Origin of the sequence: Achromobacter sp. 2789STDY5608621 (genome assembly GCF_001299375.1) — a bacterium.
Taxonomy (GTDB): domain Bacteria; phylum Pseudomonadota; class Gammaproteobacteria; order Burkholderiales; family Burkholderiaceae_B; genus Achromobacter; species Achromobacter insuavis.
In genome coordinates this window covers 38,283-57,088 of sequence record NZ_CYTU01000028.1, presented here as the reverse complement: position 1 = coordinate 57,088, position 18,806 = coordinate 38,283, and the positions used below count along the sequence as shown (strand labels likewise).

Here is an 18,806-nt window from a genome sequence, read left to right as displayed (position 1 = left end):
GTTCATGCCACAGCCACCTTATCTGAGTGGCACGCCGGGAACAAGAGGGGAATTAGGACGCTCATTTATCCCGCAAAAGCAAACTTTCTGCACGGTCTTAACCATATCGTCGCTGACAGGAAGGAGATCGCTTCCCTCGCCGCTAGCCAGTGTGAGTCCCCTGGAGGAATGCCCAACCCGCTAGTTACCGTCTCGATGCATGAGAAGGACCCATTCCTAACGTGCCTTAATAATGAGCATTTGGACGAAGGTGGTGGCATCGACCCGACACTTTCCGAGTTGCTACCTCATTTTTATAGCGGGGATGATTCTGGCAATTGGTCGGCTAGCGACGGCGACTTGCTAAGGCGAGTGAAGGGTCAACTGGGAAACCGGAGTTGGACCCGAGCTCTAAACGACCTTATTCGGGCGGTGAGCGATTTTTCTTCAGCCCCTGATGCATTGATGGCGCTGGGGTGGCGTTCGTCGGGAGAGGCTGTAGAGTTAATCCTCCGCAAGCTTAGGCGTGGGGGACGCCCAGACGTAATCGTCCTAGACCTCATGAAGGGTACAAGGAAGTCGATTACCAACTGGCGTCCGATGATCATTCGTTTCTTGGACATTCTGACAGCGGTATTTGGAAGCGATTTGCCAAGCGTCGTCGTGGTTTCAGATGACCCGCACGTTCGTATGCAACTACTGAGGGAACTGGACAAAAGGTCCAAGAGTGCCAACGGATTAGCAAGTCGTCTCAATCCAATTCTGCGGGTGAGCCCCCTGGGAATACCCTTCACCACGACTGGTGAAGGGGTTACCCCTCCAGAGCTTTCTCGATTCCGTCCTCCATCTGCGCTGGACTATGTGGTCACAGAGACCGACAGAACAGCGGCATCTGTGGTACTTGGCTTCGAGGCGCTTAAAAAACGCGCTCAAGCCGAACAAGAGAGGGAACTGCTGTCGCAGGCAATCACCTTCTTGAACCGACTGGCATCGATGCCTTCAAGCGTCAAGGTCTTGACTAACTGGCTTAGCGAGGCTGATTTGCCAATGAATGTGCGTAAGGACTTCTTATGGCCAAGCCGGAGAGTGCCTCTTACTGAGCTCATCAACTCATCGACCTATCCTGATGCTGCGAAACTGAAGGCGCTAGTCAACCAAGCGGACGACATGTGGCGAGCCTATGAAAACGGAACGCCGTTCGTCCAGCTGCTGGCGCGACTGATCGAAGAGCACACACGTGGGGAGGAAAAATGCGTCCTCATCTTCACTCACCCGACTGCGCGAAAGCTCGCAGAGCGCTTCTTTGAAACCTACAGTTATGATGGATTTGCTCCTGGTGAGGGCTACGGCATTCTAAAAGACAGGCTTCGTCTCGTTCCAAGCGCGACATTGGATGAAGTGCTCAAGTGCAACAGCGATTCGACCGTAGTCTTTGCTGGACTGGATGAAGAAGGACTTCGTCTGTTGATTTCGGATGAGCGTATTTATGGGCGTGCCTACTTACTTCTCACAGCCAGAAACGCGGCATACCTGAAATCTTCACTGCATGCTATTGAGGGCATTGCAGGCATGCAAGGCCTTAAACCTCGCATGGCCAAGCTGCTATCTCAGCTTAGTGCGTATCCTGACATCGAAGACACAAAGCTCTCTCGAGAAGACTTTGTTCTTCCGGCCTTTTCGTTTGAAGCGGGTCTCTCTGGGCATATCAACGAGAGCGAGCCGGACGACCCAGATGCTTGGAAACTAGTTCTCGATAGTGGAAAAGTTCTTGTTCGTAGTCCCGCGACAACAATCTATCTCTATGATCCCATAGAGGGGCAACCTCTAACGCGAGGCTTCAGAGCTGTGCAGGTCAAGAGTCTCAAGCCCGGCGATCAAGTTCTTGTAATGTCTGGCGAACTTCGAGAGCTAACAGAAGGTGCACTGAAGTCTGCAGGCGTCTCCATATCCAACGACAAGCGTTTCGAATCGCTGCTTCATCAGTACCACACTCGCATTGCCGGACTGGTCGAAGAACGTCTCTTTGGAAAAACGCTGACCGACAAGGCGGAGCGGCTGAGGGAGGTGATTCAGAATATGCCCGGGTGCCCTCACGACTTCCCGACGGTCAACACTATTCGAGCGTGGATAGACGCTAGTAGATGGCTCACCGTGGCATTTGAAGAAAACCAACCTCACGCGCCTCAAAAGGAGGCTCACTTTAAGTACTTTGCGGAGGCCGTCGGTCTGTCACCCGTCGAAATGCTCCTCTTCTGGAAAACCGTCATTCAACCAATGCGGGGAACAAGAAGAGCAGACGGACGTCGTGTTTCAGATGCATATACAGACCTCCTCATGGCGCAAGAGTCGTTTGCCGTACATCAGAGGCTGGACCCGGCTGTTGTCCATCGATTGTTCTTGATGGCACAGGATAACGTATACACCGTAGAGGCGGTTCAAGAATCCATGAGGGTGAAAAATGGCTGAATCAGTGTCCAGAGTTGATCCGTCTGAAATCCCGACTGGGCTGAAAGAGGCAGTGGTGGACAGCCTCATAAATCAAACCTTCTTCGCTATTTCGGGGCATGGGCCAGAAGGTTCTGAGCTTTTTGGGGCCCGCCCAAGAAGTATCCTAAATTCTGCCTTCCTGCTGCCAAGACCAGCCGAGCTGGGCGATGGAGACGAAGTCACGCAGCCAATTCAGATTTATTCCCATGGGCTGAATTTTCACGTCAAGAGTGGCCACGCGGTCAAGTTCACGGTCAAGCCATCTTTTCAGGTGTATGTACGCGTTCTTCCAACGAGCGAGGACCTTCGCCGATCCAATATGCAACTCTCCTTTCGCGTAAACGACGAGACCCGAAAGGCGCTTCAAGACCAAACGAAAGCAGCACTCGAGGCATCGTGGCGCAAACTCAAGACTGAAGAAGGGGAGCAGAGCCGAAACAAACATCCGAAATGGAAAGAAACAGAAAAACGCGTCCGCGAAGAGATCCATAGGGTGATGGGGCTCCCCATCAATTTGCAAAGTGTGAAGAATCCGGATGCACTACTTGATTACACCACTACGGCAACGTCCACCTCTTCAGGTAGTGAGTTGATCGACAGGGAGCTGACAGCAGAGGTTGAGGGAGCCACAGTAAGTTCAGAGGCAGTTGCCGTCGAACTAAAAGATGACCATGCACAGCCACTCGATATTCCACAAAAGTGGTTCCGCATTCCTTTGGATGTGGGGAAACTGCCGGCCCTTGTCGTCGATGCTTCATGGTCTCCTGAACGATTGAAGCGGGAGCTTGATGTCTGCTCAGCGGAGCTGAACGGAGCTGTGCATTTTGCGATCGCGGAGTGGGCGCAATCAACGCAGGGGAAGGATTGGGGAATACGCAAGGGGAGAAAAGTCTTTCCTTCTCAATATAAGGGTTGGGATGCTTTTTTGGTCGATATGCGAAAGGAGCCCAAGATAGAGCTGCCTGCATTCAAGCTTGAGTGGGACGTCACTCTGATTCCTAACTGGCTCAATCCAGATGAAACAACAGTTCAGGTTCTTCTGGAGAACCGGTCTCAAGATTCATCGGATGACTTCACTGAAACAAGCGTTTTTCAAGTGTCGCTTGAGACTTTGATTTCCAACGAACAGCTCAAGGAATTAAAACTAGGTCGGGTAAAACCTTCATACCGGTACAACCGATATTTGGCTTATCCGGCGACAGGCTTCAATGGTGGTGTGAAGGTAATTCAGAAAACAGAGCGAGAGATGGTGCTCCGTACCACCTGGTCGCCGAGATACACCCAACCTCGAATTATCCCGAAAGAGCATGCAGGAATCGATCGGAATATTCTTGCTCTGAGCCGACCCGAGGGGCTGGACGGTGTCTTGCCGCTTGGAATTGCGATTGATAGATGGTTCTCGAGCCTGAGTGATTCGGTTCAACTTGATGCAGGCCTGGAGGCGACGGATATCAATGGACGTGAGCGCGAGAAGAACGGATTTGAGAAAGACTGTGTTGCTTGGGAAAAAGAAATCGCAGCTATAAAGGCAGGATTGAAGATTCTTCAAGAGTCTCGTACCGCTTGGGAAAAGAACTCAACGCGGGGGCCGCAAGTCGATGAGGCTGCGATCGTGTTCGAGGCATGGTTGTGCATGAACGAGGCGATGGCTGACCTCCTGCGAGAGAAGCTCAAAAATGATAAGGGGGAGTGGCGGCTATTCCAGCTAGCATTCATCGTGGCGCACATTCCAGCCATGGCCACTAGGCTGAAGTCATTCCATCAGCACTACGACAAATTCCGAGATGACACGGTCACGTTGCTCTACTTTGCAACCGGGGGGGGCAAGTCAGAGGCCTTTTTTGGACTTCTTGCATTCACCCTATTCTTCGACCGCTTGCGCGGTAAAGCCTTCGGGGTGACCGCGATGATGCGTTATCCCCTTCGTTTGCTGACAATTCAACAGGCGCAGCGATGCGCCGTGGTGCTCGCCAAAGCAGAACTGGTTCGTAAGCGTAGAGGTGTTGTTGGGGCTCCGTTCTCGATTGGGTTCTGGGTCGGTAGTGGTGGTTCTCCAAACCACCCCAAAGCGCCAGGGTTTGATGACATTCCACTGCTTAAGGACAGTCTTCCTACCGAGAAAAACGAGCGCAAGTTACTCAATGCTGATTCGAGTCGCTATCGCCTCCAGTTCGATGCTTGGAACAAAATTCCTGCTTGCCCATTCTGTGGTCAACCGACCGCACTTCGGGTATTTGGGGAGCTAGATAGCTTACTTGGTCACGTCTGCACAAATCTCCAATGCGCTTCGAACGAGGGTGGGTGGAGTCCGCTTCCGTTCTATATCTGCGACACGGATATCTATGCAATCGCTCCAAGCGTCGTGTTAGGGACGGTCGACAAGCTCGCGCTTATCGGGCAGTCAACCAGTACCCTCCGAAACATCTATGGCATGTTCGGCGCGGCCCCGTGGAGGCATCGTGAAACGGGACGTTTGAAGATGCCGAAGTCCCCAAAAGAGTTCGATGGTGACCCCGAGTCTTTGGGCTACGAGCTCCTCTCGCCCTCGTACCCACGCGGTGCTTCAGCGTTCTTTGACCCATTTCCGAGTCTGCTGATCCAGGACGAAGCGCACTTGCTAGACGAATCGTTGGGCACATTTGCGGGCATCTTCGAATCTTCGCTAGACGCCATCTTCGAGGAATTGGGTAAGGTACTCAGGGGGCTCGTCATTAGAGAGCCTGATGGAATCAAGCGCCGAAGAGCCAAGGTGATTGCTGCTTCCGCTACGGTTTCCGACCCCGAGCGGCAGATGGAGCACCTCTACCAAAGAGAAGTTCCAGCGATGCAGTTTCCCTATCCAGGGGAGAGTTTGTACGAGTCCTTCTACGCCAACCCAGCAGCCTCCAAAGACGGTCCTGTTCGGGACGCATTGCGAGATGTGAATACCGAAGCTTGGGCATCTTGGAGCCGAGTCTATGCAGCCTTCTTAACCAACGGTCGGCCACATACGGCAACTACCGTTGCCGTACTTGCGAGTTTTCATGCTCTTGTATCTCGCCTGATGCTTGGTCTCACCTCGACAGATGAAGCGGAGGTGTCAAAGGCTAGAGCGCTACTAAAAGATGGCATATCCGACGGTCCACTCCACTCCATCTACCTGCAGCATATCGAAACTGCAACTCCTGACGCGCTCGCTACATTGGTCGACTTGCATCGCATCTCACTGACGTATGTGACGAACAAAAAGGGCGGCGACCAAATCATGGCTGCGGAGTTCGAAGAGACTCGCAAAAAGCATGAGGACCTCGGACTTGACATCTCCGATCTGCAAACTCGCCTGATAACTGGCTCCGTGGCCCAAGGGGAGATTCAAGCCACTGTGCGGGAAGCTCAACGGCGGCCGCATCCGGGTCAGCCTTTCGGCCCACTTACAAGTGAGCTGCGATCTGTAATTGCGACCTCTGCCATCTCCCATGGTGTTGACGTTGAGGAGTTCAATTCGATGTTCTTTGCAGGTATGCCTTCTGACGTGGCAGAGTATATACAGGCCTCATCTCGCGTTGGACGAACACATGTTGGATTCGTGGTGTTGTTGCCGACGCCTCAACGCCGACGAGATAGGTATGTGATTCAGGTTTTCGACAGCTACCACCGATTCCTCGAGCGCATGGTTGCGCCAGCAGCTATAGACCGCTGGGCTGACAAAGCCATCGAACGAGTACTGCCTAGTCTCTTGCAGACCTATCTGGCAGGCATTCGCTTCGTGAAGGAGGTCACTCTTGAACCTCCAGAAAGCAAAAAGTCCGTGCGAGACCTTTCTTGGATACCCAATACGAACTCTCTCTTCGAGAAACAGGGTGCGGTCTTGGTTGATGGCGCATGCTCGTTCATCTACAAGGCACTGGGACTAGACAATGACACGTTCGCGCCATATCACAAGGAGCACTACCTTGAAGATATACGCCAACGCGTCGTTCAGCAGCTCTCTGATTGGGCTTCAGATAGGTCGATGGCGGAGCAGTCCATCGGCGAATTCTATAAGGAACGCCCAAGCTCGCTTCAGCGTCCGATGACCTCGCTTCGAGATGTTGACGAAGCTGGATCTATCAGGTTCGCGTATCGCGATTTCAACGGTAAAGGACTTGACTCCGACGACGCTCGCACAATCATGCGATTCACTCGGTTCGGCTCTGCAAATGACGATGTCTTGGGAGAGCAATGATGGCGCGCTCGGGAAGCTACTTCAGAGAGGGCCCCGCTAAGCCCGCACCGCAAGCCATGAGCAGGTCACGAGGCCAACTCGCATCATCTTACGCACCTGGTTCGATTTTCACCTTCGAGGGCGGACTGGGAGCATGTGTGGCAGTACCTTTGGAAGATGTGAATGCTAAGGAGGTGCAGTTGCCGACAGAGGCACAGCGACAACTCTTTGAGCGACTTCAAGAGACTTGGAGAAGTTGGTACGCCAGAGCGCAGGAAGCAGGTGACGATAAGCATCGTCCCTTGCCTAGGCAGTGCATCGATAAGGCGCTCCTGCCGGAGGGGAACTACAAGGCGCTTTCGCCCAATCAGTTCCAACTGGTTAACCCAACTCTTGTTGGATATATCCCTGGCCCGGCTTCTTTTGTTTGCAACAAATGCGGCCGATTTCATCAATTTGATACTGTGAAAGAGGCGGCAGCGTCACTTCCAAGACTTACAGGCGAACCCTGCAAGACTGATGGGAGTCGATGCACTTGGAGGCAGCTCGATGTCATTTTCGTTCACTGGTCTGGTGGATGGAGCGCCCCGCACCCTGGCCGTTGGGAGTGGAGCCAAGCTGAGCAAGATTCGTATCGACCGGTCGGGTGCCGACAGTGCGGTAGCAGTAAGTTTTTCCTAAATGACAAGTCGCCAAGAATAGGTCAATGGTTTTTCACATGTGAAGCTGGCCACAAGGCCGGCGACTCTTGGTTGCAAAACGATAAGGAGACTACGGAGATTCTTGGCGACGAGTGCTTCAATCGCCCCCCCAGGTGGCGACGGATGGAGCCTATTAGCTATCGTGCAACGGCATCGTTCTATCCGCACAGTGATCAGTTCATTGTGTTTGGAAAGGAGCAGCAGAAACTTCTGGAGTTGTTGAGAGAGGAGCGAAGGTCTGACCTGGCTAATAGTTTGGCGGGCTGGTATGGAATTGGTTCAGCGCCCTTGACCACAGAAGAAATTCTGCAGGTTATGGAACAGAAAGGCGCTGCAGCACAGTTGACGCCATACCGAGCTCTCGAGGAAATGTTGAGCGGACCGATGGCGGAGTCAAACAAGGAAGACTTGCGTGGAGTACTCTCGAAGATGGTTGAGAGTTGGCGAGAAATACCCGGCCTCATACCCGAACGCACGGAGGCTCCGCCTTCGTTCTTGGCGCAGGTTATGCAACGTCAAAGCTATGGGAGCCGCTATGATCCGGTGCTTCTAGCAGTCGAGCACGAGGCTCTCAAGCGAGGAACGCTCGAAGCGTCAACGCTGCCAGGTGAACGTGCACCCTTCGTTCTTTTCACGTCACCAGACAGAATCATAGGACCTCGTGACGACGAACAGATGTTGTCTCAGATGAGCACTACTAAGAGGGTTGCTGCGAGACTGGGTATAGAGAAGATTGGACTGATCCGCGAGTTCGAGCTGTGTCGCTTTACCCATGGGTATACAAGAATGTCCAATGAACCCATCATTGAAAAGAAGGACTCTGGAACTCTACGCCTGCCGGTTAGATTGAATCTGTTCGATCCCTTTAGGGATTCCCGTAAGCGGCCTATCTACACTGTAACGCAGAAGAATGAGGCCATCTACGTTCAACTTTCTCCAGAGCAAGTTTTGGCTTGGTTGAGAGAGGTGAACGTTGCAGATTTGCCCGACTGGAATCCCCACGAGACGGCCAAGCTGAACGCGCATTTGCTGGAACGAGCTCAGCCGTTTGGGCGATTTTTCTCCGACTTGATTCCGGCGGATGCCTCCACCTACCGATACTGCTATACCCTACTTCATACTTATGCACATGTGGTCATGAAGGCGGTTTCAGAGTTTTCGGGTCTCGACCTTGGCTCTCTTAGTGAGTACCTTTTTCCATGCGATATGGCCTTCGTCGTGTATCGCAATGCCACTACGATGGACCTAGGATACATGTCGGCCCTTTGGCGAAATTCCAATACTGAATTTCTTAAGCACCTAGGCGCGCAAGAGTCTCTACTGTGCGGTTCGGGCAGCTTATGCGAAACGAAGGGAGGGGCTTGCCCCGATTGCATTGTTGTGCCAGAAACGTCTTGTATTGCGTCTAACCGACTGCTTTCGCGTTCCGTGCTGGGAGGAGGGCTTGCTCCTCGCGAAGATGCAACGCATGCCGGCATGCGAATTCCAGGATATCTCGAGGTGATTGCCCGCAATGAAAAATGAGGCGATTGCTGTCCTCCTTGAGGTGGCTCGCTTTGCCGAACTCTTGGCTCCGATCTTCGTGCAGGGATCAAAAGGTCGACTCCGAACTCCGTCGAGCGTTAAGGAGCTTGCAAAAATTGCTGGTGTCTCCACCGCGCGTCTCGAGACGGTGCGGGAGGCGCTAGCATCCGTTTGTAGGGCCGGCGCTGCTGTTAAAGAGAGCGAAACTACCTGGAGATTGACGTTATCTCCGGCTGTCTGCTACGAACTTTCGCTGATGCTACTAGGAATAGCGGTATATCGCACGAAAGTGCACGAAGATGCGGATCGGGTGTCCGTGGTGCTATCAAGACCACCCTCGCCAAGTATATTTAGTTCTGCTCTGGCTCAATCCCTTAGGGGCGATTGGGGCTTACAAGAGACTGGGGACACTTTCCAGCGGATGGCTGTTTCGGCAGATCGGCGGTTCCTTGTGATGACGCCCTTCCTTGACGCTGATGGACTTGATCGTGTTCTATCCCTTTTCGAGATGACGCACCCGAAAGTTGAGCGGTGTCTTGTGGTCAGACAGGCCCATGCGCAAGCTATTATTGCGGCCAAGCAGCGCCTCGCGGGACTAAGCGTTTCGGTATTCGAATTCCGCCTCGCCAAAGGTGCCGGGCAGTATGAAACGTTTCACGCGAAAGTGGTTGTCGCAGACAACAATCAGTGCTACCTGGGGTCTTCCAACATGACGACTTGGTCCTTCAACTATTCACTTGAGCTGGGCTTCTACGTTCAAGGCGCTTCAGCCCGAAGGGCGGCGGAAACAATCGATGCCGTCTTGGCAGTGTCGCCGCGAAAGATGTGAGGGGTATATACGCTGAGTAGAGCTTACATTGACGGTAGTGGCTAGTCGCGCTATCCGACTGCAGTGATTTTGAATGGCAGCGACGCTGTACGTTGAGAGCAGCAGCTGCTTGCATGACTTTGACCGGCGTAAATCGTTGCTTTGCAGCCGTTCCTAGGCAGCGTTTGAAAAGCTCAACGGGTCGAAACCAGACACCATGTGATGATTGTTCCGACACTCGCTATGGCCAAACTGACTACTTGGCAGAAGGGACAGCAGTCGTCACCGTATACTTACTCCACTACCGCCACCAACGGTACCCCGGTGTGGAAGCCGGAAAATTCGTCGATGCCGACCCCTTAGGGTCAGCAAGCCTCCGCACGCCCAATGGGCGGGCCTTGGCAGGGGTGCGCTAGCCGCACGCCGGTTCCGACGATCCGGTCTTCCAACCTTGTCCTGTGCCCGCCCGCCCCATTTGGAAGTGGGGCAGCGGGATTTCCACATCGTCGGAGGAAGTCCATGCAATCCCACCCCCTCACCCAAAACCCCTGGCTGGTCGACACCGACCCCGAGCACGCCCCGGTCCCTCTCTCCCACCTCTACAACATCGAACGCGCCCGCTACGCCATCCAGACCATCGCCCGCCTGGTCGGCAACAGCGCGTCGGAGCCCGCCGCCACGGGCAGCCAGCCGCTGGACGCATGGACGGTGGCCGCGTTGATGGGCGGCGTGGAGGGCCTGTGCGATCACCTCGGCACCCTGACCGACGCCATGCTGGAATCGGCCCGCGCCTACGCTGATGACGCCGCGTTCGACGCCTCCACGCATAACGCGCCCCGCTCGATCCAGTAACCCGAAAAAGACCAACGGCCTGCCGCGCAACGCGTCAGGCCAGTTCCAGGCCACCAAGCGTCAGGCCGCCCCATTCCCAAGCATCAGGCAGCCTTCACGCCGCCCGCCGAAACGCCCGTCGATACCCCATCGGGCTCGTCCCCACGATCCCCGTGAAATGCTCCCGCAGCGACACCGCTGACCCGAACCCCACTTCCATCGCCACCCGCTCCACCGGCAGGTCCGTCGTCTCCAGCATCCCGCGCGCACGATTCACCCTCGCCTGGATCACCCATTGCAGCGGACTGACCCCCAGCAGTTCCTGAAACCGCCGGTTCAAGGTGCGCACGCTGACCGCGGCCTGGGCGGCGAGCGCGGCGACGGTCAGGTTCTCGGCCAGTCGGTGTTCGATCCAGTGCAGCAGCGGCGTCAGGTCGGTGTGCGAGGCCGGCGTGGGCCGGACGATGAATTGCGCCTGGCCGCCGGCGCGTTCCAGCGGCACGACGGCCAGGCGGGCGCTGTTGGCGGCGACGGCGGCGCCGTGGTCGCGCTTGATCATGTGCAGGCACAGGTCCATGCCGGCGGCAGCGCCGGCGGAGGTCAGGACCTGGCCGTTGTCGACGAACAGGACGTTGGGGTTGACGTCGATGGCGGGGTAGCGGCGCGCGAGCAGGCCGGCGGCTTTCCAGTGGGTGGTGGCCTTGAGGCCGTCGAGGATGCCGCTGGCGGCCAGGACGAAGGCGCCGGTGCAGATGGAGGCGATGCGGGCGCCCCGGGCGTGGGCGTGGCGGACCAGGTCGAGGATGTCATCCGAGACGCTGTCAGCGGGGTCGGCCAGGCCGGGGATGACGAGGGTGTCGGCGCCGCGCGCGGCGTCCAGGCGGTGGCGGATGTGCAGGTCGTAGGCGTGGGTGCGGACGCGGGGTTTGCTGGCGTGGACCTGCACGGCGTAGGGGCGGCGGCCGTCGAGGGTTTCGGCGAGCTGGAAGATTTCGCAGGGGATGGACAGGTCGCCCGCGACGAGGCCGTCGAAGGCGAGCACGGCGACGCGGTGCGGGGTGGACGGGGGCATGGGGTTGGGGCCTCGGGACAGGTCGGGCGGACGGCGGCGCACGGTTGGCGGATTTCTTTCGAAGATTGGCATTTTGGCCAATGGCTGGCGATTGCGCCAGCCCGGACAATGCCGCTGATCCTGTTGCGAGACGCTGCCATGCCCCTGAAAGACGCCGATGCTTCGACCCCTGCTCTCTTCAAGTGGGCGGCCATGCTGGAAGGCGTGACGCTGTTGGCGCTGCTGGGCGTCGCGGTGCCGTTGAAGCATCTGGCCGGAATGCCGCAAGGGGTGTCGTGGGTGGGGCCGGTGCATGGGGTGGCGTTCATGGTCTATATCGCGCTGGCGTGCAATGTGGCGTCGGCGCAGGGCTGGCCGCGTCAGCGGCTGGTGTGGACGTTGGTGGCGACGCTGGTGCCGTTTGGCGGCTTCGTGATCGCTCGTTCGCTGCGCCGCGCGCGGGAGGCGTGAGCGATGGCGTATCTGCTGATCAAGTCGCTGCACCTGGCGCTGGTGCTGTTCTGGGTGGCGGGGATGGTGGTGCAGGCGTTCGTGCTGGCGGCGGCCGACAAGCTGCCGGGGCCGGCCTTGCCGCAGGAGCTGGCGCGCCTGCGGCTGCTGCGCAAGTGGGAACGGCTGCTGACCACGCCGGCGATGGTGGGCGCGTTGGCCAGCGGCGTGTATCTGGCGACGAGCGCGGGCTGGTTTGGCAGCGGGTGGCTGTCGGTGAAGCTGGCGTTGGTGCTGGTGCTGGCGGCGGTGCACGGGATGCAGGCGGGGCGGCTGCGGCGGCTGGCGGAGGCGGCGGGTGACGTCACCGAGGCGAGTCGCGCGCGGCTGATGTCGGTGGTGCTGGCCGCGCCGGTCCTGATTATTCTGCTGGTGGTGATGAAGCCGTTCTGAGGGCGGTATGTCGCTCGATGGCGTCGATATGGTGGCTTGTCGCTTCAGGCGCCGAAGGTGTTGGCCTGGCCGCGCAGTCCCGGGGGAGCCCAAGCTTCACCCCTATAATGTGAACAATTCCCATTCACATGCCCTGCCCTCATGCCAGCCAAGCCCAGCGCCAGCCCCGACGCCGGTATCGCGACGCTCTACCGTGACCATCACGCCTGGCTGCATGGCTGGCTGCGCCTGAAGCTGGGCGATGCGCACCGCGCGGCCGATCTGGCGCAGGACACCTTCGTGCGCCTGCTGTCGGCCAATCCGTCCGGCACGCTGCACCCGTCCGGCACGCTGCACCCGTCCGGCACGCTGCACCCGTCCGGCACGCCGAACCCGTCCGACGCGCAAAGCCCGTCCGACACCCCGCACGCGCCCAACGCCTCCCACACTCCCGACACCGCCCTGCGCGAGCCGCGCGCCTATCTGCGCACCATCGCCAACCGGCTGCTGGTCGACCACTGGCGCCGGCTCGACATCGAGCGCAGCTATCTGGCGGTGTTGCAGACCTATCCGCAACAGCACTGGCCCTCTGAAGAATCGCGCCTGCTGATCCTGGAATCGCTGGAGCAGGTGGCGCAGATGCTGGGGCGTCTCAAGCCCGAGGTGCGCGATGTGTTCCTGCTGGCGCAGATGGACGGCTACACCTGCCCGCAGATCGCGCGGCAGGTGGGCAAGTCGGTGGCGACGGTGGAGCGTTATCTGGCGCAGGCGCTGGGCCATTGCTATCGGCTGGTCTATGAGTCCTGATCGCACGTCCGCGGCGCAGGCCGATCCCGGTCCGGCGGCGGACGGCGCGGCGGACCCGACCGTGCTGGACGCGGCGATCCAGTGGCGCATCAAGCTGCAATACAACACGGCCGATGCCGGCGCGTGGCAGGCGTTCGAGGCCTGGCTGCATGCGCGGCCGGCGCACGCGGTGGTGTGGGAACGCCTGCAGGCGCTGGGCGCCCGGTTGCAACGGCCGGCGGCGGGGATGCCGCCGCAAGCGGCCGCGCGCATCCTGCGGCAGACGGGCGCGGCACAGGCGCGGCGTTCGCGCCGCAAGGTGCTGGCGTCGTTTGGCGCGCTGGCGGCGGGCGGGTGGATGGCGTGGCGGCTGGGCGATGCGCCCATGGTGCAGCAGATGCTGGCCGATGTGTCCACCGCGCGCGGCGAGCGGCGCGAGGTCCGCTTGCAGGATGGCGGCACGCTGGTGCTCAACAGCGATAGCGCGGTCGATATCGACTATGGGGGCGCGGTGCGCCGCATCCGGTTGCTGGCCGGTGAAATCTATCTGATCTCGGGGCACGAGCCGCAGGCGCGGCCGCTGTTCGTGGAGACGCGCGATGGCCGGGCGCAGGCGCTGGGCACGCGCTACCGGGTGCGGCAGTGGGACGACTACAGCGAGGTCGCGGTGGATGAAGGCGCGGTGGCGCTGGCGCCGCGCGAGGGCGATACCTCGACCACGCTGCATCCGGGCCAGTCCGCGCGCATGACGCCGCGCGGCGTCGAGCCGATCGCGCCCGAGGCCGTTCGCATGCTGGACGGCGGCGCCTGGGTCGAGGGCGCGCTGTCGGTGCGCGACATGCCGCTGGACGCCTTCCTGCGCGAGCTGGCGCGCTATCACGGGCCGATCGAGTGCGACCCTACGGTGGCGCGTTTGAAGGTGTCGGGCGTGTTCCAGCTGGACGACACGCGCAAGGTGCTGGCGCTGCTGCGCCAGATCCTGCCGGTGGAGCCGCAGGCCGGGCGCCTGTGGTGGGGCGGCCGGGTGACGCGGGTGCGGGCGCGCGGCTGAGCGCCGTTACAAAGAATTTGAGGGGATTGGGCAAGACGCTCGTCATACCGGGTGCAGCAGTGCGCACTGCCCCGTATCGACCGACCCTCAATGGAGTATCTCTCGTGAAGACCCACCGCCTCCGGGCCGCGGCGACGCCGCCCGGTGACCGGGCTTGCTTGCGCGCCTGCCCTTCCCTTTCCTCTGTTGCGCTGCTGCCGTTGATGGTGGCCCTGGGCGCGTTGACGAGCGCGGCTCCGGCGCGCGCCCAGGCCGGGCCGCCCGCGACGCAGGCGGCGACCGCGTCGGCGCGCGTCTATGCCATCGCGCCCGGGCCCTTGAATGACGCGCTGTCGGCGTTCGCGCGGCAGGCGGGGATCTCGCTGGCGTATTCGTCCGCGCAGCTGGCGGGGGCGCGCAGCGCCGGGTTGAACGGCGCCTTCGACACGGCGGACGGCTTGCGCGCGCTGTTGGCGGGCACGGGCTATCGCGCGGTCAATGTCGATGGCGGCATCCGCATCGAGGCCGAGCCGCGCACCGGCGTCAGCACGTTGTCGCCGGTGCTGGTGAGCGGCACTTACCACGCCCAGACCGAGGGCTCGCAGTCGTACGCCGCTAGCGCGGCGACCATCGGCAAGACCGAGCAGGCGCTCAAGGACATTCCGCAGTCGGTCACGGTGGTGACGCGCAAGCGCATCGACGACCAGAACCTGGCCACCATCAGCGAGGTGCTGGAGAACACCACCGGCGTGACCATCAGCGAAGTGGCGGACGGCGGGCGCAATTTCTATTCGCGCGGGTTCAAGATCAGCAATATCCAGTACGACGGCGTGCCGCTGTCGCGCAGCTTCTATGCGGTGGGCAACAGCTTCACCGGCAGCACCGCCTATCTGGACCGCGTCGAGGTGTTCCGCGGCGCGCAGGGGCTGTTCGAGGGCGCGGGCCAGCCGGGCGGCTCGGTCAACCTGGTGCGCAAGCGCCCGACCGCCGAGACGCAGGTGTTGATGGAAGCGCGCGCCGGGTCGTGGGACCACTACGGCGGCATGCTGGACGCGGGCGGCGCGCTCAACGCCGACGGCAGCCTGCGCGGCCGCGCGGTGCTGGACTACGACACCAAGGGTTCGTTCATCGACGTGGTCAAGGAGCGCGACACCAACCTGTACGCCGCGCTCGACTACGACCTGACGCCGCGCACTACGCTGGGCGCGGGCGTGCTGGTGTCGCGGCTGCGTTCCACGCCCTTCTTCGGCGGCCTGCCGCGCTACAGCGACGGCAGCTCGCTGGGCCTGAAGCGGTCGACCTTCCTGGGGGCGGACTGGAACAAGTGGGACCGCGACGAAACGCAGCTGTTCGCCGACCTGACGCACCGCTTCAACGACGACTGGCGCCTGAAGATCGCCGCCACCTACGTCAAGGAAGAGAGCCTGACCACGGCGCTGGACGCGACGGGCGCGGTGGACCCGGTGACGCGGATGGGGCCGATGCGCAACGCATGGAACTACGACAAGTCGGCGCGGCACATCGGCTTTGACGCCAACGTGAACGGGCGCTTCACCACCTTCGGCATGCCGCAGGATCTGGTGGTGGGCGTGAGCCTGTCGCGGCTCAAGTCCACCGACCGCATCGAGTACGCCTCCAACTACCTGCCGCTGGACGTGTTCCGCCCGGATGCGCGCGTGCCCAGGCCGGACAGCTTCCCGGATTCGCAGCGCACCTCGCGCTATGAGCCGCACGTGCAGAAAGGCGTCTACGCGCAGTTGCGCAGCAGCCTGACGGATGACCTGACGCTGGTGTCGGGCGGCCGCTTCAGCTGGTTCGAGAGCCGCTACAGCACGCAGGCCGCCACCTGGAGCGACGTCAGCACCAGCAAGGCCAGCGCCGAGTTCACGCCGTTCCTGGGCCTGGTGTACGCGCTGACGCCGAACTGGTCGGTCTACACCAGCTACGCCGACATCTTCGAGCCGCAGACCGCCACCACGCTGGACGGCAGCATCCTCAAGCCCATCGTCGGCGCCAACTACGAGGCCGGCATCAAGGGCGAGCTGATGGACGGCAAACTCAATACCTCGTTCGCCGTCTACCGCATCGACCAGAAGAACCGCGCGGTGCAGGACTACGAGGCCGGTCCGGTGTGCAACGGCGGCTATTGCTCGCGCGCCGCCGGCAAGGTGCGCAGCCAGGGCTTCGAGGCAGAGCTGAGCGGCGAGGTGATGACCGGCCTGCAACTGGCGGCCGGCTACACCTTCAACAGCAACAAGTACCTGAGCGACCCCGACCGCGAAGGCCAGACCTTTAGCGAGGAAACCCCGCGCCACCTGCTGCGCGTCTGGAGCGAGTACCGCCTGCCGGACGAGTGGAACCGCCTGAGCCTGGGCGCCGGCGTGAACTGGCAGAGCGCGCTGAGCAACAGCATCTCGAAAGTGCGGCGGCCGTCGTACAGCGTGTGGAATGCGCGGGTGGCGTACGACCTGACCTCGCACTGGACGGCGGCGCTGAACGTGAACAACCTGTTCGACAAGGTGTATTACGAGTACCCCGGGTACGTGGAGAACCGCAACAACTATGGCGCGCCGCGCAGCGTGTTGTTGACGTTGCGGGGGCGGTTCTAGCGCGTTGCCTGCGGCACAGCGTTTAGTCGATGTCTGACGCGACGGGTTGAGTGAACGGCGAGCCGATCGCGCGGGGTCGGCTCGCCGCTGTTACGCAGCGGGGCCTTGCGTCGATGCAATGTCGGCTTTCTTTTCTGTTGGTCGGATATCAGCTGCTGCGTATCCGCTTGAGAAGGCAACCTCGCCAAAATGGCTCTCCTGGCTATTGCCACTCAAAAGCATGTTGGAAGCGGAACGCGAGGCGCGGCGATGAAAAAGCGGAATTTGTATGCGGAAATAGCCGAGGGCCTCGATGCGCTTGCCGATGAGCGAGCGGGCAAGCGAACCTTGCGCACGCACAAAGTAGAACGCAATCCCGCACCGGAGGTGACCGCGGAAGAGCTGCTGGCTCTGCGCGAGCGCTTGCACCTGTCGCGGCAGGTATTCGCACACTATCTGCGCACCAACCCTCGCACGTTGGAAAACTGGGAGCAAGGCCGCGCCAAGCCGAATGCGCAGGCGGCCTTGCTGATTCGTCTGGTCGAGAGATTCCCCGATACCGTGGAACGACTGGCAGTCGTGTAAGCGCAAGGCGCGTCTTGCAGCCACAAGGCAGCGTCATTCGCTTCGTCCGAAACCCACGCCCGGCACGCGCATGGACGACATGAAGCCCGTCAAAATGGGCTTCAGTCGATCCCCAGACGCGATACGCGTGCGTTGCCATGAATGCCCTGTTTGTCGAGCTGCCCGAATTCTCTCGCCACCGCGAGGAATTTCTGGCCGACGACGAATTTCGCGCGCTGCAATGCCTGATGTTGAAACTGCCCGAGGCCGGCGTCGTCATCGAAGGCACCGGCGGGCTGCGCAAGCTGCGTTACGTCGACCCGCAGCGCAGCCGGGGCAAGCGCAGCGGCTTGCGAGTCATCTATTACTGGTGCGACGCCGAGCGGCAATTCTGGCTGTTCCGGTTGTATTGCAAGCAGGATGTGAACGACAGCAATTCCGCCATCCGCAAGATGTTCGCCAAGTTGCTGGCGCAGGCGCTGGCGGCGCCGGGAGGCACGCCGGCGGCCATCACGCGCAGGGAGCCGAAGGTGCCGACGCATTACCGGGCGCCGAAGCATTCGATGAAGGCCAGGGCTGAATAAGCCGCCGTTGTTGCAGGTTCGAAACCGCCTTTTGCAGATTGGCGGCATCGGGGCACGTGGTCTCGATGCTGCTAAAGCAACGAGACGATGTGATCGATTCAGGCCAGCCAGTTTTCCACGGCGAGTCCGGGGATACGCTCGAATTCCCGGGTATTACCCGTCACCAGCGTCAGCCCGAGCGTGCAGGCGTGTGCGCCTATCCACAGATCGTTTGCACCAATCGGCTCGCCAGCGGCTTCCAGTTCAGCGCGCAGGCTGCCGTACTTGATGTCGACGGGCACATCCAGGGGCAGTACAGGGAGCGCGCTCAGCAGGCTTTCGACTTTCGCTTGCAGCTTCGCGGACCCCTTCTTGGCGCAGCCGTAGCGCAGTTCCGCCGCGACGACGATACTGGTGAATATCCTCTTTGGGCCTACCCGCTCGATGTGGCGGGCCGCCGGGCCGTTGGGATCACGCAGCAGCGCACTGATGATGTTGGTGTCCAGCAGATAACCGCTCACAGGACGTCCTCCGGCTTGAGCGGCGCGTCGGCGATGTCCGGAAATTGGTCTTCCGGCCCAAGCGGTTCGTCTTGTCGCCATTGGACCAACAATTCCACGATGTCGCGCGGCCCGATTACCGGTTCGATGATGAGCTTCGTGCCCTCACGATGGATCAGCACACGATCACCTGGCAATTCGAACTCTGCCGGAATGCGCACCGCCTGGCTGCGGTTGTTGCGAAAGAGCTTGGCTTCGCGGGGTTTGGCGGGGGAGGTCGGAATCGTCATGGCTTCTTCCTTTTGGCATATGCCAAATTGTATATGCCA

General features: G+C 60.0%; 15 protein-coding genes. 12 read left to right on the top strand and 3 right to left on the bottom strand.

Annotated elements, in window-relative coordinates; translation table 11 throughout:
• Positions 1-579 precede the first annotated feature (579 nt).
• The 5 genes from AOZ53_RS34385 (at position 580) to AOZ53_RS22415 (ending at position 10,534) form a co-directional block, all read left to right on the top strand.
• Entirely contained in the window at positions 580-2,445 is a 1,866-nt protein-coding gene (locus tag AOZ53_RS34385) for a hypothetical protein (protein WP_156333483.1), read from the top strand.
• Positions 2,438-6,670, top strand: a complete 4,233-nt coding sequence (locus tag AOZ53_RS22420) for a helicase-related protein (RefSeq protein WP_054489414.1) — start codon at positions 2,438-2,440, stop codon at positions 6,668-6,670. The genes AOZ53_RS34385 and AOZ53_RS22420 overlap by 8 nt, the downstream gene beginning before the upstream one ends.
• Positions 6,671-7,473: 803 nt before the next feature.
• Positions 7,474-8,874 carry a hypothetical protein gene (locus tag AOZ53_RS34380; protein ID WP_156333482.1) on the top strand — a complete coding sequence of 467 codons (1,401 nt, stop codon included), beginning with the start codon at positions 7,474-7,476 and terminating at the stop codon, positions 8,872-8,874.
• Entirely contained in the window at positions 8,864-9,703 is an 840-nt protein-coding gene (locus AOZ53_RS33705) for a phospholipase D-like domain-containing protein (RefSeq protein WP_081335563.1), read from the top strand. The genes AOZ53_RS34380 and AOZ53_RS33705 overlap by 11 nt, the downstream gene beginning before the upstream one ends.
• A gap of 498 nt (positions 9,704-10,201) precedes the next feature.
• Positions 10,202-10,534: a hypothetical protein gene (locus AOZ53_RS22415; protein WP_054489413.1), complete on the top strand. Its 333-nt coding sequence runs from the start codon at positions 10,202-10,204 to the stop codon at positions 10,532-10,534.
• Between the two features lie 94 nt (positions 10,535-10,628).
• Here AOZ53_RS22415 and AOZ53_RS22410 read toward each other — a convergent pair whose 3' ends face one another.
• Complete coding sequence (locus AOZ53_RS22410; protein ID WP_054489411.1) at positions 10,629-11,585, bottom strand: GlxA family transcriptional regulator; 957 nt, start codon at positions 11,583-11,585, stop codon at positions 10,629-10,631.
• Between the two features lie 138 nt (positions 11,586-11,723).
• On the opposite strand from AOZ53_RS22410, the gene AOZ53_RS22405 reads away from it, so the two are divergent.
• From AOZ53_RS22405 to AOZ53_RS22375, 7 genes are all read left to right on the top strand, one after another.
• Positions 11,724-12,035 (top strand): DUF3817 domain-containing protein, encoded by a 312-nt coding sequence (locus tag AOZ53_RS22405; RefSeq protein WP_049070432.1) that lies wholly within the window; start codon positions 11,724-11,726, stop codon positions 12,033-12,035.
• Positions 12,036-12,038: 3 nt separating this feature from the next.
• A complete protein-coding gene (locus AOZ53_RS22400; protein ID WP_054489409.1) occupies positions 12,039-12,467 on the top strand; it encodes a CopD family protein in 429 nt (142 codons plus the stop codon).
• Between the two features lie 141 nt (positions 12,468-12,608).
• Positions 12,609-13,253, top strand: coding sequence for a sigma factor-like helix-turn-helix DNA-binding protein (locus tag AOZ53_RS35090; RefSeq protein WP_054489407.1), 645 nt, complete (start codon positions 12,609-12,611; stop codon positions 13,251-13,253).
• On the top strand, positions 13,243-14,283 hold the full coding sequence (locus AOZ53_RS22390; protein ID WP_054489405.1) for a FecR domain-containing protein: 1,041 nt from the start codon (positions 13,243-13,245) through the stop codon (positions 14,281-14,283). The genes AOZ53_RS35090 and AOZ53_RS22390 overlap by 11 nt, the downstream gene beginning before the upstream one ends.
• Before the next feature lie 158 nt (positions 14,284-14,441).
• On the top strand, positions 14,442-16,871 hold the full coding sequence (locus AOZ53_RS22385) for a TonB-dependent siderophore receptor (RefSeq protein ID WP_231690663.1): 2,430 nt from the start codon (positions 14,442-14,444) through the stop codon (positions 16,869-16,871).
• A 249-nt stretch (positions 16,872-17,120) separates the two neighbouring features.
• Entirely contained in the window at positions 17,121-17,435 is a 315-nt protein-coding gene (locus AOZ53_RS22380) for a helix-turn-helix domain-containing protein (RefSeq protein WP_054433877.1), read from the top strand.
• Between the two features lie 137 nt (positions 17,436-17,572).
• A complete protein-coding gene (locus AOZ53_RS22375) occupies positions 17,573-17,998 on the top strand; it encodes a hypothetical protein (RefSeq protein WP_054489403.1) in 426 nt (141 codons plus the stop codon).
• A gap of 98 nt (positions 17,999-18,096) precedes the next feature.
• On the opposite strand, the gene AOZ53_RS22370 is transcribed toward AOZ53_RS22375, so the two are convergent.
• Both AOZ53_RS22370 and AOZ53_RS22365 read right to left on the bottom strand, forming a co-directional pair.
• Positions 18,097-18,498, bottom strand: coding sequence for a type II toxin-antitoxin system VapC family toxin (locus AOZ53_RS22370; RefSeq protein ID WP_054433881.1), 402 nt, complete (start codon positions 18,496-18,498; stop codon positions 18,097-18,099).
• Positions 18,495-18,767: an AbrB/MazE/SpoVT family DNA-binding domain-containing protein gene (locus AOZ53_RS22365; RefSeq protein ID WP_054433883.1), complete on the bottom strand. Its 273-nt coding sequence runs from the start codon at positions 18,765-18,767 to the stop codon at positions 18,495-18,497. Before AOZ53_RS22365 ends, AOZ53_RS22370 begins: the two co-directional genes overlap by 4 nt.
• Between the last annotated feature and the right edge of the window lie 39 nt (positions 18,768-18,806).

Coding starts and splice junctions, on each gene's coding strand:
- AOZ53_RS22415 (WP_054489413.1), top strand. CDS start 10,202: ATGCAATCCCACCCCCTCACCCAAAACCCCTGGCTGGTCGACACCGAC.
- AOZ53_RS22375 (WP_054489403.1), top strand. CDS start 17,573: ATGAATGCCCTGTTTGTCGAGCTGCCCGAATTCTCTCGCCACCGCGAG.
- AOZ53_RS22390 (WP_054489405.1), top strand. CDS start 13,243: ATGAGTCCTGATCGCACGTCCGCGGCGCAGGCCGATCCCGGTCCGGCG.
- AOZ53_RS22405 (WP_049070432.1), top strand. CDS start 11,724: ATGCCCCTGAAAGACGCCGATGCTTCGACCCCTGCTCTCTTCAAGTGG.
- AOZ53_RS35090 (WP_054489407.1), top strand. CDS start 12,609: ATGCCAGCCAAGCCCAGCGCCAGCCCCGACGCCGGTATCGCGACGCTC.
- AOZ53_RS34380 (WP_156333482.1), top strand. CDS start 7,474: ATGGAGCCTATTAGCTATCGTGCAACGGCATCGTTCTATCCGCACAGT.
- AOZ53_RS22365 (WP_054433883.1), bottom strand. CDS start 18,767: ATGACGATTCCGACCTCCCCCGCCAAACCCCGCGAAGCCAAGCTCTTT.
- AOZ53_RS33705 (WP_081335563.1), top strand. CDS start 8,864: ATGAAAAATGAGGCGATTGCTGTCCTCCTTGAGGTGGCTCGCTTTGCC.
- AOZ53_RS22380 (WP_054433877.1), top strand. CDS start 17,121: ATGAAAAAGCGGAATTTGTATGCGGAAATAGCCGAGGGCCTCGATGCG.
- AOZ53_RS34385 (WP_156333483.1), top strand. CDS start 580: ATGATCATTCGTTTCTTGGACATTCTGACAGCGGTATTTGGAAGCGAT.
- AOZ53_RS22400 (WP_054489409.1), top strand. CDS start 12,039: ATGGCGTATCTGCTGATCAAGTCGCTGCACCTGGCGCTGGTGCTGTTC.
- AOZ53_RS22420 (WP_054489414.1), top strand. CDS start 2,438: ATGGCTGAATCAGTGTCCAGAGTTGATCCGTCTGAAATCCCGACTGGG.
- AOZ53_RS22410 (WP_054489411.1), bottom strand. CDS start 11,585: ATGCCCCCGTCCACCCCGCACCGCGTCGCCGTGCTCGCCTTCGACGGC.